Source organism: Mycoplana sp. ABR4_002 (assembly GCF_056159645.1).
The window spans coordinates 396229-411096 of record NZ_JBSWVO010000001.1 but is presented as its reverse complement, the minus strand read 5'-3'; the positions used below and the strand labels follow the sequence as shown (position 1 = coordinate 411096).

13 protein-coding genes and 1 tRNA gene are annotated in these 14868 nt (G+C 66.4%); 7 read left to right on the top strand and 7 right to left on the bottom strand.

The genetic code is table 11. The features are described from left to right. Positions 1–5 precede the first annotated feature (5 nt). Positions 6–1130 (bottom strand): biotin transporter BioY, encoded by a 1125-nt coding sequence (locus tag ACXAGF_RS02000; protein ID WP_475014111.1) that lies wholly within the window; start codon positions 1128–1130, stop codon positions 6–8. Positions 1131–1424: 294 nt separating this feature from the next. Between ACXAGF_RS02000 and ACXAGF_RS01995 the strand changes: the two genes are divergently transcribed. From ACXAGF_RS01995 to ACXAGF_RS01985, 3 genes are all read left to right on the top strand, one after another. Further along, a complete protein-coding gene (locus ACXAGF_RS01995; protein ID WP_475014109.1) occupies positions 1425–2387 on the top strand; it encodes an NAD(P)H-dependent flavin oxidoreductase in 963 nt (320 codons plus the stop codon). Positions 2388–2512: 125 nt separating this feature from the next. Then, positions 2513–2588, top strand: a tRNA-Thr gene (locus tag ACXAGF_RS01990). Between the two features lie 411 nt (positions 2589–2999). Then, positions 3000–4142: a capsular polysaccharide export protein, LipB/KpsS family gene (locus ACXAGF_RS01985; protein ID WP_475014107.1), complete on the top strand. Its 1143-nt coding sequence runs from the start codon at positions 3000–3002 to the stop codon at positions 4140–4142. A gap of 56 nt (positions 4143–4198) precedes the next feature. Here the strand turns inward: ACXAGF_RS01985 and ACXAGF_RS01980 are convergent, their stop codons facing one another. From ACXAGF_RS01980 to ACXAGF_RS01970, 3 genes are all read right to left on the bottom strand, one after another. After that, positions 4199–4795: a thermonuclease family protein gene (locus ACXAGF_RS01980; RefSeq protein ID WP_475014105.1), complete on the bottom strand. Its 597-nt coding sequence runs from the start codon at positions 4793–4795 to the stop codon at positions 4199–4201. A 334-nt stretch (positions 4796–5129) separates the two neighbouring features. Then, positions 5130–5657 (bottom strand): acyloxyacyl hydrolase, encoded by a 528-nt coding sequence (locus ACXAGF_RS01975; RefSeq protein ID WP_475014103.1) that lies wholly within the window; start codon positions 5655–5657, stop codon positions 5130–5132. 171 nt (positions 5658–5828) lie between these two features. After that, positions 5829–6962: an AI-2E family transporter gene (locus ACXAGF_RS01970; protein WP_475019190.1), complete on the bottom strand. Its 1134-nt coding sequence runs from the start codon at positions 6960–6962 to the stop codon at positions 5829–5831. Positions 6963–7174: 212 nt separating this feature from the next. Between ACXAGF_RS01970 and ACXAGF_RS01965 the strand changes: the two genes are divergently transcribed. Further along, a complete protein-coding gene (locus tag ACXAGF_RS01965; RefSeq protein WP_475014101.1) occupies positions 7175–7837 on the top strand; it encodes a 5-formyltetrahydrofolate cyclo-ligase in 663 nt (220 codons plus the stop codon). A gap of 166 nt (positions 7838–8003) precedes the next feature. Then, positions 8004–8651: a glutathione S-transferase family protein gene (locus ACXAGF_RS01960; RefSeq protein ID WP_475014100.1), complete on the top strand. Its 648-nt coding sequence runs from the start codon at positions 8004–8006 to the stop codon at positions 8649–8651. A 53-nt stretch (positions 8652–8704) separates the two neighbouring features. Here the strand turns inward: ACXAGF_RS01960 and ACXAGF_RS01955 are convergent, their stop codons facing one another. After that, complete coding sequence (locus ACXAGF_RS01955; RefSeq protein ID WP_475014098.1) at positions 8705–9112, bottom strand: BA14K family protein; 408 nt, start codon at positions 9110–9112, stop codon at positions 8705–8707. A gap of 300 nt (positions 9113–9412) precedes the next feature. Here ACXAGF_RS01955 and ACXAGF_RS01950 point away from each other — a divergent pair, with 300 nt between their 5' ends. Both ACXAGF_RS01950 and pgi read left to right on the top strand, forming a co-directional pair. Continuing rightward, on the top strand, positions 9413–11113 hold the full coding sequence (locus ACXAGF_RS01950) for a long-chain-fatty-acid--CoA ligase (RefSeq protein WP_475014096.1): 1701 nt from the start codon (positions 9413–9415) through the stop codon (positions 11111–11113). A 148-nt stretch (positions 11114–11261) separates the two neighbouring features. Continuing rightward, positions 11262–12887: a glucose-6-phosphate isomerase gene (gene pgi / locus ACXAGF_RS01945; protein WP_475014094.1), complete on the top strand. Its 1626-nt coding sequence runs from the start codon at positions 11262–11264 to the stop codon at positions 12885–12887. A gap of 153 nt (positions 12888–13040) precedes the next feature. Here the strand turns inward: pgi and ACXAGF_RS01940 are convergent, their stop codons facing one another. Then, the gene (locus tag ACXAGF_RS01940; protein WP_475014092.1) at positions 13041–13967 is read right to left on the bottom strand and encodes a carbohydrate kinase family protein; all 927 of its coding nucleotides are present in this window, start codon (positions 13965–13967) and stop codon (positions 13041–13043) included. Positions 13968–14035: 68 nt separating this feature from the next. Next, complete coding sequence (locus ACXAGF_RS01935; RefSeq protein WP_475014090.1) at positions 14036–14734, bottom strand: orotate phosphoribosyltransferase; 699 nt, start codon at positions 14732–14734, stop codon at positions 14036–14038. Positions 14735–14868: the final 134 nt, after the last annotated feature.

The window sequence follows — 14868 nt, the reverse complement described above, 5'->3', positions numbered from 1 at the left end:
CGGGGCTATTCGCCCGGCAGTATGCGCACGGCAAAGAGATTGATGCCGGCGCCGCCGCCATTGACGTCGCTGTGGATGAACAGCCGGCCAGGCTCGTTCGGCGACAGCGTCCGGTCGAATGCCACCTGAAACAGAAGATCCGCCCTGTCGGTCACCGCGAACCGATGACGGTCGCAGTCGCCGAGCGCCGAGAATTCGCATTCGACCGCCACCTGCACGGGTTTGCCGTTTTCCGGCTCGACCGTGATCGCAATCGTCGAGGTCTTGCCGGCCATGGCCCGCAGCACATCCGGCTCGACCGCGATCGCCACGGCCCCCTCGCGATCCGCGGCAGAGGAGACCAGCCGCACCGCCGGCCCCTCGTCGGTGCTGACGGATTCGAACCGGCTCTTCGGCCCGGCCGAGAGCCCGTCGGTCCTGCCCGGGCCGAACACCTCCCGCCAGTCGGCGGAGAAGGAGTTCTGCGCATCGAGCGCCTCCTTGACCGGATCGGGCCCGCCGAAGTCCTCGCCGCGCACCGTTTGCGACGGATTGGCGACGCGGCCGTCGCGTTCACCCGGGGGCAGCAGCAGCCCGCTGCTCTGCACCCACCAGAAGGCGGTCCCGATCGCCGCCGCCAGCGTCGTCATGACAAGCAGGAAGGAAAACAGGCGCCCGCGGCGCTTCGGCGCCTTGGCCATACGCGGCGAAGCCGCGACAAGGCCGTCGTCCTGCACCGCGCGGCCTGCCCGCTTCGACGCCGGTGCGGCCGGGCCGAAACCGTCGCCGCGCTCGGGGCGGATCTCCTCCAACGCCGCACCCGGCGCGTTCTCGTCGACCGCAGCCCGGACCGGGCGGGGCTCCGGGCGATCCTCGCCGGATGCGACAGGGGCCGCGGCGCCCGCCGCCGGCGCGCCGGTTCCCGGTCGCTCTGCCCTGGTGGCCTGGCGCTGCTCGGTCTCGATCTGCCGTATCGTCATCTCCAGGCGATGGCGTTGTGCGGCGATTGCTTCGGGGTCATTGATCTCCTGCTTGCGCAGGCCCGTTTCGAGCGCGTTGCGTGCCGACTGGTAGATTCGCGCGCGAATTTCGGGATTGCTGCTTTCGGCGCGCGAAAGCGCGTTCCTGATGGCCTGTTCCAGTCCGCTCACATTGCCTCCTTGGGCGATTTCGCGCAGCATATGTGCCGCGCGGGGCGGGTCCAACGCGATCAAGGCGTGTTGGCTTGCGTCGTTAGGTTTTCGGTAAACTTTCGTGCTGCGTTCCGCAAGTCTCGTTTCACCCCTGGCGCTCCGGAGCCGCGTCGCACTGCCCGGCCGCGCCGGCGCAGGCCGGTCTTGAGGAGGCAGGGGCGAGGACAACACCCGGCCACATGGGCCCTTTTCAAAGCTCGGAAGCACTGATAGCCTTCTTACGTTTCCGTAAACGTCAAAATTGGACTCGCCATGACCCTGCCCGCCGTCCTGCGTGACAATGTGCGCCTTCCCGTCGTCGCCTCGCCGCTCTTCATCATCTCGAATCCCGCGCTGACGCTCGCCCAGTGCAAGGCCGGCGTGGTCGGCGCGTTCCCGGCGCTCAACGCGCGCCCGGAAGCGCAACTGGACGAGTGGCTGGCGGAGATCACCGAAGGCCTGCGCGACCACGACGCCAAGAACACGGATCGCCCGGCTGCCCCGTTCGCGGTCAACCAGATCGTGCACAAGTCCAACCGGCGTCTCGAACATGACCTGATGCTGTGCGTGAAATATCGTGTGCCGGTCGTGATCTCCTCGCTCGGCGCCGTGCCGGAGGTGAACGATGCGATCCACTCCTACGGCGGCATCGTGCTGCACGACGTGATCAACAACCGCCATGCCAACTCCGCCATCCGCAAGGGCGCCGACGGCCTGATCGCGGTCGCGGCCGGCGCCGGCGGCCATGCCGGCACGCTGTCACCGTTCGCGCTCGTGCAGGAAATCCGCCAGTGGTTCGACGGCCCGCTGCTGCTGTCGGGCGCGATCGCCACCGGCGGCGCGATCCTGGCCGCCCAGGCGATGGGCGCGGACATGGCCTATATCGGCTCGCCCTTCATCGCCACCACCGAGGCGCGCGCCAGCGCGGCCTACAAGCAGGCGGTCGTCGACGGCACGGCGGCCGACATCGTCTATTCGAACTATTTCACCGGCGTGCACGGCAACTACCTCAGGCCGTCGATCCGCGCCGCCGGACTGGACCCCGACAACCTGCCCGAGGCCGACCCCACCAAGATGGACTTCGAGACGGCAACGACCGGGGCAAAGGCATGGAAGGACATCTGGGGCTGCGGCCAGGGCATCGGCGCGGTGAAGCAGGTCACCAGCACGGCGGCACTCGTTGCCCGACTGGAGGACGAATACGCCCGCGCCCGCACCCGCCTGGCCGCGCTCTGACGCACGCCCGGTCGCCACCGCTCAGGAAAATCCGTCACCGGGCGAACTGATGACTTGAAATCTCCGCGCAATGCGGTTATCAGCGCCACACATTCCGGCCCGCGACGCTTCGAGGGCCGATGCGGGCCGCTTTAGCTCAGTCGGTAGAGCACATCATTCGTAATGATGGGGTCACGTGTTCGAGTCACGTAAGCGGCACCATTCTCCTCCATGAACAATGACCTTGCGAGGTCAAGAGACGGCTCCCTCTTGCGTTCAGCTTCGGGGACGGCCACACGATGCCTTGTGGCGCGCGGACTGGTCGGCGCGGGCGCATTTCCAAGCCGGGCCGACTGGCGACCTGCCCTGCGCAGCAGGGGCGACACCTCCCGCGAGGTTCCAGCGCTTCGACGTGCCCCCTGAGCCGACGAGAGCGCCGGCTGCAAGGCGTTTCCGCAGCCGGGCGCGCATCGCCAAATGGCAGTGGAAAGGTTGCGCCAACGCGCAGTTCAGTCGACAAATGATGCGCCAGCGCTGGTTTTTAAGGGCGAGACACGGTACCAACCGGCAGCACATTTGCAGTGAGTGGCTGCGCACCAGTATGAAGCTTGGCGTTTTCTTATGTGAGGGGCCGTGATTTCCGCCACCAGGGCCATTTCGGAAGCCGTAGAAACACCGATCCGCGTCATCTCTTCGCAGATGCGCCGCATGACAGGGAAGCTTGCCGGCAAACCCCCTCTGTTCCTGTTTGGGTTCACCAAATGGAAAACCTTCATGCACGACTGGTTTGCCGACAGGGATGTGATTTTCGCACCCATGAAAGCATCGCCCATGGAGTTCGAACTCTATTGGAAGTGGCGCATTCTTGCAGACCCACGCGCGAGCGTAATGTCGTGGCAATACAAAGGATTGCCCAACCTGAAGGAGTTCTGCGCCAAGCGCGGCATCGAATTTCACTACGTCGAGGACGGGTTTATTCGTTCCGTAGCACTGGGGGCTCTCCACACGCCGCCCTTGTCCCTGACCTTCGACCGGCAGGACATGTTCTTCAATGCCGGCGCCCCGACCGACCTTGAGAACCTGCTGGCCACCTTTGACTTCGACGGGCACCCGGACCTGATCGCGCGCGCCCGATCGGTGATGGACACGCTGCTAAGCTCCAGGCTCAGCAAATACAATCCCAGCGCCGCGGCGAATGTCGAACGAATTTACGGGGCCAAGACCCGCAAGCGCATTCTCGTGATCGGCCAGGTCGAACGCGATGCGTCGATCCGATATGGCTGCAGTCATTCGATGACCAACAATGACCTTGTATGGCTCGCTCGGCGGGAAAATCCAGACGCACAAGTCATCTACAAGCCACACCCCGAAGTCCTGCAAGGCATCGCCGAGCCGCTCTCCAATCCTGATCTCGTCAGGGAGGCGGCCCTTGTCCTCGAGGAAGACATCAGCGTTGCCGACGCGTTCGACACGGTCGATCACGTCTATACGATCACATCCCTGTCGGGGTTCGAGGCCCTGATGCGCCGAATGCGGGTCACCACCGTCGGCTGTCCTTTCTACTCCGGCTGGGGCCTAACCGACGACCGGCAACCGAACCCCCGCCGCGGCCGAAGCCTGACGGTGGAGCAGGTGTTTGCCGCCGCCTACATCCTCTATCCCCAATACCTTGATCCGGCCACGAAACGACGCGTCGAGATCGAAGAGGCAATCTCAATCCTGAAGGATCTGAAGGGCAACAGCGCCAGCGCGCCTGTAGCAAGACAAACGGGCTGAAGACCTCGGCCGACACTTCCGTACGGCGCGACTTCGGTCCACCCCTTTACAGATCCTCAGCACCATGGCTCGCGCGGCCCCGGCCTTGCCCGGGCCAGACCTTCGGAAACGAGCTGGGCGCCGATCGAGCGGCCGTCGCGGCTGACGAGGCGCAGCTTGCGCCGATGCTGGTCCTCGTCCTGCCCGTCCCCGGACGCAAGCTCGAACGGACCGGCATTGAGCAGTTCGGCCAGCCGCCGGGTTGCCCGGGCGCCCAGCGCCGCCTCGGCGGCGCATTTGGGCTCCGACACGTCTGGCGCGTCGATGTCGGCGACCCGGATTCTCATGCCGTCCAGCCAGAAGCTGTCGCCGCCGGCGATGCAGGTGATGCGCGCCGCGCCGCTGCACACCTTGAAGGTGCGGCGCACCGACAGGCTCACGGCGGTGCGCACCGGGGCCGGCTTGGGCTGCTCCGCCTTGTCGGGCCCCACCAGGTCCTCGATGTTGGAGACCAGCCGCTGCCATTGCGGATGCTCGGCGAGCGTAGGGCCGAGGAACGCCACGGCAAACACCGCACCGAAGGCGAGCACGGCCGCGACCGCGACGAAGGCGATGAAGCCGCCGCTCGAAAGCTCGGTTCTGTTCCCGCTCTTGAGGCTGATGACATCCCTCACAGATCATCGCTCCGCTGCCTCGCGAAGCCTACTGCCAATTACCTTTCAAGTTTCTGAATGGTTGCACAGCCCGTGTGCGGTACGACCGGCGCGGCGACTGTCTCCGGGGAGGCGCCGGCAATCGGCCTGTCGGTGCTGGCACCCGCACCGCATCGTCCGGCAGAAACGATCGCAATGATCGGGACGGAGCACGCCGATGCATGTCGTTCCAGCGGTTGCGGCAGCGGCGAGAGATGCCAGTCGCCGCTTTGCCCGGCACCCGCCGGGCCGCGTGCGGGAGGGCGGCCGGCAGGCGTGTCACGGCTGCGGCCTGTGCCGTCGGCTCCGGATGGGCTCAGAACTTGACGCCGAGCGCCAGCCCGGCGTGGGTCAGGCCCTCGTTCGGCCCGTCGCACAGATTGGCGCTCGAGGAGTGGTCCACGGTCGCCATCAGCCGCAGGTTCCGCGGCAGTTCGACGCCGGCGGCAGCGTGCTCGCGGAACAGCAGCCGGCAGCCCAGATGCGGGCCGTCGCCATCGTCCAGGCTGCCGTTGTGAACCGTTCCGCCGATGCCGAGCTCGACGAAGAACACCTCGCCGATCGGCACATGCCAGTTGAGCCCGGCATAGGCCTGGTCCGGCCCTTCGCCGGCCAGCGTCCCGAGCTGGATCCTCGGCGACAGCAACACGTCCGTCACGCCGGCGACCGGCCGCTCGAACGGGGCGAAGTAGATCTCGGCCGAGCCGCTGGTGCCGCTCTCGGTGCTGGAGCCGCCGAACGAACGGCTGGCGCCGAGGCGCACCTCGTCGACGAGACTGCCGGCCCATGCCGCGGTTGAGGAAAGCAACAGGATGCCTGCCAGGAAATGCCGTGCCCCGATCATCAAGAATCCCCCGCGAATCGATGGCAATAGCCTTACGGCAAAGCCGCGGGCTGTCCATCAGCGCTGTTGGAATATTTGGTATAGGGCCCAGGGATTTGCGGCGGGCGGCAATCCGCAGGTTGAGGACCGATCGCCGGATGCGCGCAGGCGTTCAGCAGGCACGACGGGCGGCTATTCGGCCGCCCGTTTTTCGATGGCCGGGCGCTCGTCCGTCAGTTCCACCTCGCGCACCCATTCCCGCCAGATGGCGACCAGCAGCGCCATCAACACCGGGCCGATGAACAGCCCGAGGAAACCCATCGTCTTGACGCCACCGATCAGGCCGAAGAAGGTCGGCAGGAAGGGCAGCTTTATCGGCCCGCCCACCAGCCTCGGGCGTAGCGTCTTGTCGACGATGAAGAGCTCGACCGAGCCCCAGACGAACAGGGCGATCCCGGCGAAGGGCGATCCGCTGGAGATGAGGTAGATCGACACAAGCGTGAAGGACAGCGGCGCGCCGCCGGGGAAAAGCGCCATCAGCCCGGTCAGCACGCCGAGCGTCACCGCCGAAGGCACGCCGGCGATCCAGTAGGCGACGCCGAGCACGATGCCCTCGCCGATGGCGATCAGCGTCATGCCGGTGACGGTGGAACTGATCGTCGCCGGCACGATGCGGGAGATGCGGCCCCAGCGCATCGGCAGGATGCGCTCGCCGATGCTGTCGACCTGGGCCATGAAAGTCTCGCCGTCACGGTAGATGAAGAACAGCGCGATCAGCATGAACAGCATCGTCAGCAGCAGATGGAAGGCCGCCCCGCTGGCGGCAAGGGCGACCCGATAGATGTTGCCGATGTTGGCGCCGCTGACGATCTGGCTCAACTCGCCGATGGCGCCGGGATGATCGAGAAGGTCGGTCCACCGCTTGGACAGCCAGTCGCCGACGACCGGAAGGGCGCCGATCCATTCCGGCGCCGGCGCGCCGGTCTTGTTGGTCGCCACCGCCCAGCCGATCCAGTCGCGCACCTCGTGGAAGGCGTAGGTGATCGCGAACATCAGCGGCACGACGAGGAAGGCGAGGATCAGCACGATGGCAATGGCCGCGGCCAGCGTGCGGCTGCCGCCGATCGCGTGCCGCAGGCGACAGAACAACGGCCAACTGGCCGTGGCGATCACGAGGGCTGCGAGCACCGGAACGACGAAACCGTGGAAGAAGTAGATGCCCGCGACGATGACGAGCAACAGTAGCCAGCGCGCGGCCGAAAGCGGGGAGATCAGCGCGACGCCGCTCTGGCGCGCGGCTCCGAGCAGCCGTGGCTCCGGCCGCATGTTGCGCAGTTCGGGCTGGTGCACCACAATCCTCCATGCCGATGCTGCCCGTGTCGGCTTCGGCTCATAGTATTCAGGATACCGTGATAACAGCGTCTCATGTCACAGCAAACAAAACCTTGCGTGTGGCGCGACTTTTTCTCGCCGACCGTCCGGCCGCGCCCTTTCCCGGCGGCCGGACATGGCCGGCGACCATCCCTGGGGAGGTAATGATGGGAGACAGGGAAGACGGTAGCGGGGAGGAACCCTTCTCACCCGCCCGGATGGCCGCCGGCCCTGCTGTCGCGGCTGGAACGGAAACGCCCCTTTCCGGAAGCGAGGTCGCCGGCTGGCGGCGGCGACAGCGACAAGCGCTGATCGCGCAACGGCTGGCCCATTCGGCGGAAGGGCGCGCCCGCGCCGCCGTCAGCATCCTTCGCCGGCTGACGGAGGTGGTCGGCGAGGCCCGCGGGCTGAAGATCAGCCTCTATTGGCCGTTTCGTGGCGAGCCGGACCTGCGCCCGTTCATCGCCGCGACGTGGCAGCAAGGCGGCGTGGCGCTTCTGCCGGTGGTGGTGGAGCGGGGCCGGCCGCTGCAGTTCCGCAGCTGGCGACCCGGCGAACGGCTTGAACGCGGTATCTGGGACATCCCTGTTCCGGCCGACGGGACTTGCGCCACTCCGGACGTCGTCATAGCCCCGGTGGTCGGTTTCGACGGCGCGCTCTATCGCCTTGGCTATGGCGGCGGCTATTTCGACCGCACGCTGGCTCAGATGCGCGAAAAGCCGCTGGTGATCGGCGTCGGCTACGGCTCGCAGGCGATCGCCACCATCCGCCCGCAACCGCACGACATTCCGATGGACACCATCATCACCGCCGATGTCCGCGAAGACTGAAAAGGTTGCCGGCAGTGTGGAGCGTCGGCGTCTTGCCGATGCCGGCGCCCAATGGCGCCCGGAACCCGGACTGCGCGCCTTGACCGAACGTCCCGCATCGCTCGGTCGCTGTCGGAATCCCGGCTGGCCGACCGTCTTCAAGTCGAGCAAGCGGAAGGGAACAACGATGACCATCACGATTACGGCCTTTCAACGATCGCCCGACGGTGGCAAGGGGCTCGCGCGCGACATGCGCGTTCGCTGGGCGCTCGAGGAAGTGGGCCGCCCTTACTTGGTTCGCCTTCTTTCGTTCGAGGCGATGAAAGCCCCCGCACATCTCGCGCTTCACCCCTTCGGGCAGATTCCGACCTATGAAGACGGTGATCTCGTCCTGTTCGAGTCGGGTGCCATCGTGCTCCATATCGCCCAGCACCATGCCGGCCTGCTCCCGGACGATGCCAAGGCCCGGGCGCGCGCGATCACCTGGATGTTCGCCGCGCTCACCACCATGGAGCCGCCGATCGTCGACCGCGAGGTCGCCAGGTACTGCGAGGGCACCCAGACATGGTTCGAGCAGCGGCTGGCCTTGGCGGACGAGCGCATCCGCACGCGCCTTGGCGAACTTTCCGATCGCCTTGGTAAGGCCGACTGGCTGGACGGCCCGTTCAGCGCCGGCGACCTGCAGATGGTGTCGGTGCTGCTTCGGCTGAAAGGAACAGGCCTGCTGGAAGAACATGCAAACCTTGCCGCCTATGTGGCCCGCGGCGAGGCGCGGCCGGCCTATCGGCGCGCCTTCGCCGCCCAGCTGGCGGCCTTCAGCGGATCGGCCGGCTGAGGCGGCTTAACCGCCGCCACCACCGGCAGCGGCCGCGGCAGGCGAGGTGGACACTATTGCGGAACGCAGGGGATGCGCGGGCCGCCGCTCCTCGGTCGGTAGGTGTTGTCGGACAGCCTGTAGGAGCGATAGCGGCTGGCGCACCATTGTTGCGGCGTCATGCCATAGACCGGTGCCCGCGGTCCGACGGTCGCGTCGCCGAGCATCTCGCCGGTGCCGAAGGCCCAGCGCGGATACCAGTTGCCGTCGGGAGCCTGATAGTAGCCCTCCCGGTAGGCCTTGTATCCGCGCAGACCACGGTAGGTCGGGCCGCCGCGCAACCGGTCCACCGGATCGCCGGCGCCGGCATAGGGATCATAGTTCGGCCGCAGGGCGTCGATCGCCCGTCCGGGGAGCGGCGCGGCGAGGACGAAAGTGCACCCCAGCAACAGCGAAACAAGAAGGACCGACGGTGTGCGCATAGGCTGCTCCTTCCCTCCCCCGGCCGCGTATTCTTTCACGGCTTGCCGCACAATTCCACAGCCCGCGTCCGCGCTGCCCGCGCCCGGGCGCGGGACGCCAGGCCTTGCGCGCCCCGACACATGCGCTTTGCAGCCGCGATGAGTCAACGCCATTGACGTTTACGTTAATGTAAGATAGCGAATAGGCTTGAAGCAACAGGTCAAAGGCATCATGCTGCCGCGCTGGAAGGTTGGAGGACCGAATCCGTCGCGCACCGAGGCGGCGGATGCGGCCGACGACGCGAGGGAGGAAGCGCATCCATGTCAGCACCCGTTCAGGACCAGCCCGCCACCCGTCCCGACAAGGTCTGGCTCGCCTCCTACCCCCCCGGCATTCCAACCGAGATCCCGCCGCTGGCCTATGAGTCGATCGGCGCGGCCCTGCTGCATTATTGCGAGAAATACGCTGACCGGCCGGCCTTTACCAGCATGGGCAGGTCGATCACCTTCCGCGACCTCGAGGCGCAGTCCGCCAGAATCGGCGCCTGGCTGCAATCGCGCGGCCTGGCAAAGGGCGATCGCGTCGCCGTCATGATGCCGAACATCCTGCAGAACCCCGTGGTGGTCTACGGCATCCTGCGTGCGGGGTTCACCGTTGTGAACGTCAACCCGCTGTATACGCCGCGCGAACTCGAGCACCAACTGACGGACGCCGGGGCGAAGGTTCTGTTCGTGCTGGAAAACTTCGCCCACACGGTCCAGCAGGTGGCCGCCCGCACCCGGCTGCAGGAGATCGTCGTCTGCACGATGGGCGACATGCTGGGCGTAAAGGGCCTGATCGTCAATTATGTCGTGCGGCGGGTGAAGAAGCTCGTGCCCGCCTGGGCGCTGCCCGGGCACCATGCCTTCAAGGCCGTGCTGTCGAAGAGCGCGGGCACACGGCCAACCGATCCCAAGGTCGTGCGCGGCGACCTCGCCTTCCTGCAGTACACTGGCGGCACCACCGGCGTCTCCAAGGGCGCCATGCTCACCCATGCCAACGTCTTGTCGAACATGGAGCAGATGGGACTCTGGCTGGAAACCGCATTCAACGGCAAGGCGCGGCCGGAGCGGATGGTATTCCTCTGCGCCCTGCCGCTCTACCATATCTTCGCGCTGACGGTGAACTCGCTGGCCGGGCTCCTGACCGGCGCCGAGAACATCCTGATCGCCAATCCGCGCGACATCCCCTCGCTCGTCAAGGACATGGCCGCCAACAAGGTCAATGTCTTTCCCGGCCTCAACACCCTGTTCAACGCGCTGATGAACAATCCTGAATTCCAGAAGATCGACTTTTCGGACCTCGCGCTGACCTTTGGCGGCGGCATGGCCGTGCAGCGCCCGGTCGCCGAGCGCTGGCAGAAGATGACCGGCTGCCCGATCGCCGAGGGCTACGGCCTGTCGGAAACCTCGCCGGTGGCGACTGCCAACCGGCTGGACAGCACCGAGTTCACCGGTACGATCGGCATGCCGATCCCCTCGACCGAGGTCGACATTCGCGACGACGCCGACCGCTCGCTGCCGCTCGGTGAGATCGGCGAAATCTGCATTCGCGGGCCGCAGGTGATGGCCGGCTACTGGCAGCGGCCGGAGGAAACGGCCAAGGTGATGACCGCCGACGGGTTCTTCCGCACGGGCGACATCGGCTTCATGAACGACAAGGGCCTGATCAAGATCGTCGACCGCAAGAAGGACATGATCCTGGTCTCGGGTTTCAACGTGTTCCCGAACGAGGTCGAGGAAGTGGCGATGACCCTGCCCGGCGTCCTCGAATGCGCGGCGATCGGCGTCCCCGACGAGCATTCGGGCGAAGCGGTCAAGCTCTTCGTCGTCAAGGGCGATCCGAACCTGACCGAGGCGGACGTGAAGGCCCACTGCGCGGAAAATCTCACCAACTACAAGCGCCCGCGCCATGTCGAGTTTCGCACCGAACTGCCCAAATCCAACGTCGGCAAGATCCTGCGCAAGGACCTGCGGAGCTAGTCGGGCGCCGCGCGGACATAAATCGATTTAAATTTTTCCTGAAAAAGCGGCCGCTTTCGCCGGGAAGCGGTGCGACAGGCCTTGATTCGCGTGGCCCAAAACGACTAGCTAGCCCCCACCGGTCATGTTGCGATGCAAGGAGCCCGCCATGAATGCGCTTGTCGAAACGCTGAGAGCCACCGCCCAGGACACCGACGCCGCGGATATTCGCGCCGCCTTCGCCGCCGATCCGAAGCGCTTTTCCCGCTTCAGTGTCACCCTCGACGATTTCCTGTTCGACTATTCCAAATGCGCGGTGAACGAGCAGGTGCTCGACGGCCTCGAGGCGCTGGCGCAGGCCGCCGATGTCGAAGGCAGGCGCGACGCCATGTTCGCCGGGGAGAAGATCAACATCACCGAGGACCGCGCCGTGCTGCACGTCGCGCTGCGCAACCGCGCCAACACCGCAGTGATTGTCGACGGCGCCGACGTCATGCCGGAGGTGAACGCCGTGCTCGCCGCCATGGGCACTTTCGCCGACGGCGTCCGCTCCGGCGCCATCACCGGCGCCAGCGGCAAGCGAATCACCGATGTCGTCAACATCGGCATCGGCGGCTCTGATCTCGGCCCGGTCATGGCGACGCTGGCGCTCTCGCCCTATCACGATGGCCCGCGCCTGCATTTCGTCTCCAACATCGACGGCGCCCATATCGCCGACACGCTGAAGGGGCTCGATGCCGAAACGACGCTCTTTATCGTCGCCTCGAAGACCTTCACCACGATCGAGACGATGACCAACGCCGACACGGCGCGGCGGTTCGTCGCCGGCCGACTCGGCGAGGCCGCCGTCGGCCATCACTTCTGCGCGGTCTCGACCGCGCTCGACAAGGTCGCGGCCTTCGGCATCGCCGACGACCGGGTGTTCGGGTTCTGGGACTGGGTTGGCGGCCGCTACTCGATCTGGTCGGCGATCGGGCTGCCGCTGATGATTGCAATCGGCAGGGCGGATTTCGCCGACTTCCTCGCCGGCGGCCATGCGATCGACAACCATTTCCGCACGGCCCCGATCCGGCAGAACATTCCGATGCTGCTCGGGCTGATCGGCTACTACCACCGCAACGTGCTGGGCTATCCGTCGCGCGCCATCCTGCCCTATGACCAGCGGCTGTCACGCTTCCCTGCCTACCTGCAGCAACTCGACATGGAATCGAACGGCAAGGCGGTGACGCTGGATAGCAAACCGGTCGCGCAACGGACGGGACCGGTGGTCTGGGGCGAACCGGGCACCAACGGCCAGCACGCCTTCTACCAGCTGATTCACCAGGGCACCGACGTCATCCCGGCCGAATTCATGATCGCCGCCAACGGACACGAACCGGAACTGCGCCACCAGCACGAGCTGCTGATGGCGAACTGCCTCGCCCAGTCCGAGGCGCTGATGAAAGGCCGCACGCTGGCCGAAGCCAAGGCACAGCTGGCCTCGAAGGGCGTCGACGCGGCCAGGGCCGACAGGATCGCGCCGCACCGGGTGTTCCCCGGAAACCGCCCGTCGATCACCATGATCTACGACCGGCTGACGCCGTTCGCCCTCGGGCGGCTGATCGCGCTCTACGAGCATCGCGTGTTCGTCGAGGGCGCCCTGTTCGACATCAACTCCTTCGACCAGTGGGGCGTCGAACTGGGCAAGGAACTGGCGACCGGACTGCTGCCGGTGGTCGAGGGCAAGGAGAGCGCAGCGGGCCACGATTCGTCGACCGCCGGGCTTGTGGCGGCGCTGCTGAAGGCGGCCAAGTAAGCAGGCGCTGGCCTCCCCGTCCCGGCAGGGAGGCCAGCGCCAGCGCGCGGCGTCTGCCGAGCAGGAATTCACCATGCGTTGTGACAAGCTGGCCCGCGCCGCTCCCGGCTTTCGCAAGCAAGGTCGCGGGGAGCGCATTGCGCGGATGGGAGCCTAGAGCCCGATTTCGTTCGCCCAGGGCGGATTGGCGCCGGCGCGGGAGACGGTGACCGCCGCGGCCCTTGCCGCCAGCGCCAGCGCCTCGCGCAGGTCGGCCTCGCCGAGGTTCGCAACCTTCGTCTTGGTCAACAGCTCGCTCCGCTTCAGCGAAGCCAGGACGCCGGCATCGAACGTGTCGCCGGCACCGATCGTGTCCACCACCGCCACCTTCTCGCCGGGCACCGAGACCTTGTGGTTCCTTGTGTAGCCGTCGGCGCCATCGGCGCCCTTGGTGATGACGACGACCTTCGGCCCGCGCGCCAGCCACTCCGCCGCCAACTCGTCATGACTGCCGTGCATGCCGAACCAGTCGAGATCCTCATCGGAGAACTTGATGATGTCCGACTGCGCGGCCATGCGGTTGATGCGCGCCATATGCGCCTGCTTGTCCTTGATGAAGCCGGGCCTGATGTTCGGGTCGAGGGAAATCACGCGCCGCTGGTGCTCACGCGCAAGCAGCGTCTCGTAGGTCGCGCCGCAGGGTTCGGGGATGAGGCTGATGGCACCGAAATGCAGCGCCTCGCAGTCATCGCCGAGCACCGGAAGGTTGTCCGGCGTGATCATCCGACCGGCCGTGTTCTCGTCGTAGAAGGCATAGGTCGCCTGGCCATTGACGAGCTTGACGAAGGCGACCGTCGTCGGCCGGGACAGGATCGCGCAGGGGCTGTAGTCGACGCTGCTGGCCGTGAGCGCCTGGCGCAGCACGTCGCCCAGCATGTCGTCGGACAGGCCGGTGAAGAAGGCGGTCGGCACGCCGAGACGGCCGAGCGCGATCGCGGTGTTGAAGATCGCCCCGCCGGCATAGGGCGCATAGGCATCCTCGCCTTGCGTCGTCTTGCGCGGCAGCATGTCGATCAGCGCTTCGCCACAACACAGGATCATGAGTGCCTCCTCCGAACTTCTTTCAATCGATTTAATCGAGTGTCGGCAAAAACGCCAGCCTCTTTTGATCAGGCCGTCGGCAGGCTGCTGACGCCGCCGTGGTCGGCAGACCAGAGCAGCGGCGCATTGAGAAAGGCCTCGACCGAGGCCAGCGTGTCGTCGTCAAACAGCTTCTCGGCGCGGGCCGCGGCAAGCACGTGCCGCCAGGTGGCGATGTGGTGCAGCTTGACCTTGCCATTGGCAAAGCGCGCCTCGGCCTCCGGGAAGATGCCGTAGTAGAACAGCGCCAGACCGTGCTCGACCACGCCGCCGGCCGCCCTGACCGCGTCGATGAAGGTGAACATGGAACCGCCCGCGGTGGTCAGGTCCTCGATCACCAGCACCCGCGCGCCCTCGGGCATGTGGCCCTCGATCTGGGCGTTGCGACCGTGTCCCTTCGGCTTCTTGCGGACGTAGATCATCGGCAGGCCGAGGCGATCGGCCAGCAGCGCCGCAAAGGGGATGCCCGCGGTCTCGCCGCCGGCGATCACGTCGAACTGCTCGAATCCGGCCCCGCGCAGCAGTGTGGCGGCGGCAAAATCCATCACCGCCGAACGGACGCGCGGATAGGAGATCAGCTTGCGGCAGTCGATGTAGACGGGGCTCGCCATGCCGGAAGCCAGCTTGTAGGGTTCCTGCGGGCGGAAATGCACCGCCTTGATCTCCCACAGCATGCGGGCGAGAAGCACCGCCATCGTGTCGCGATCCGGAAACGAATTGGAAAACATGGCCTCTCTCCTGACTGGCTGCTCAGGGAGCGCATAGCAGCATCGACGCGCCGATGCCAGCCGGTCGCAGGGCCGGGGCGAATGCAAAAGAGCCTCCCCGGCTGTCCGGGGAGGCTCGGGACGGAACTCCAGGC

Coding starts and splice junctions, on each gene's coding strand:
- ACXAGF_RS01950 (WP_475014096.1), top strand. CDS start 9,413: ATGTCAGCACCCGTTCAGGACCAGCCCGCCACCCGTCCCGACAAGGTC.
- ACXAGF_RS01935 (WP_475014090.1), bottom strand. CDS start 14,734: ATGTTTTCCAATTCGTTTCCGGATCGCGACACGATGGCGGTGCTTCTC.
- ACXAGF_RS01965 (WP_475014101.1), top strand. CDS start 7,175: ATGGGAGACAGGGAAGACGGTAGCGGGGAGGAACCCTTCTCACCCGCC.
- ACXAGF_RS01975 (WP_475014103.1), bottom strand. CDS start 5,657: ATGATCGGGGCACGGCATTTCCTGGCAGGCATCCTGTTGCTTTCCTCA.
- ACXAGF_RS01955 (WP_475014098.1), bottom strand. CDS start 9,112: ATGCGCACACCGTCGGTCCTTCTTGTTTCGCTGTTGCTGGGGTGCACT.
- ACXAGF_RS01995 (WP_475014109.1), top strand. CDS start 1,425: ATGACCCTGCCCGCCGTCCTGCGTGACAATGTGCGCCTTCCCGTCGTC.
- pgi (WP_475014094.1), top strand. CDS start 11,262: ATGAATGCGCTTGTCGAAACGCTGAGAGCCACCGCCCAGGACACCGAC.
- ACXAGF_RS01960 (WP_475014100.1), top strand. CDS start 8,004: ATGACCATCACGATTACGGCCTTTCAACGATCGCCCGACGGTGGCAAG.
- ACXAGF_RS01940 (WP_475014092.1), bottom strand. CDS start 13,967: ATGATCCTGTGTTGTGGCGAAGCGCTGATCGACATGCTGCCGCGCAAG.
- ACXAGF_RS01970 (WP_475019190.1), bottom strand. CDS start 6,962: ATGCGGCCGGAGCCACGGCTGCTCGGAGCCGCGCGCCAGAGCGGCGTC.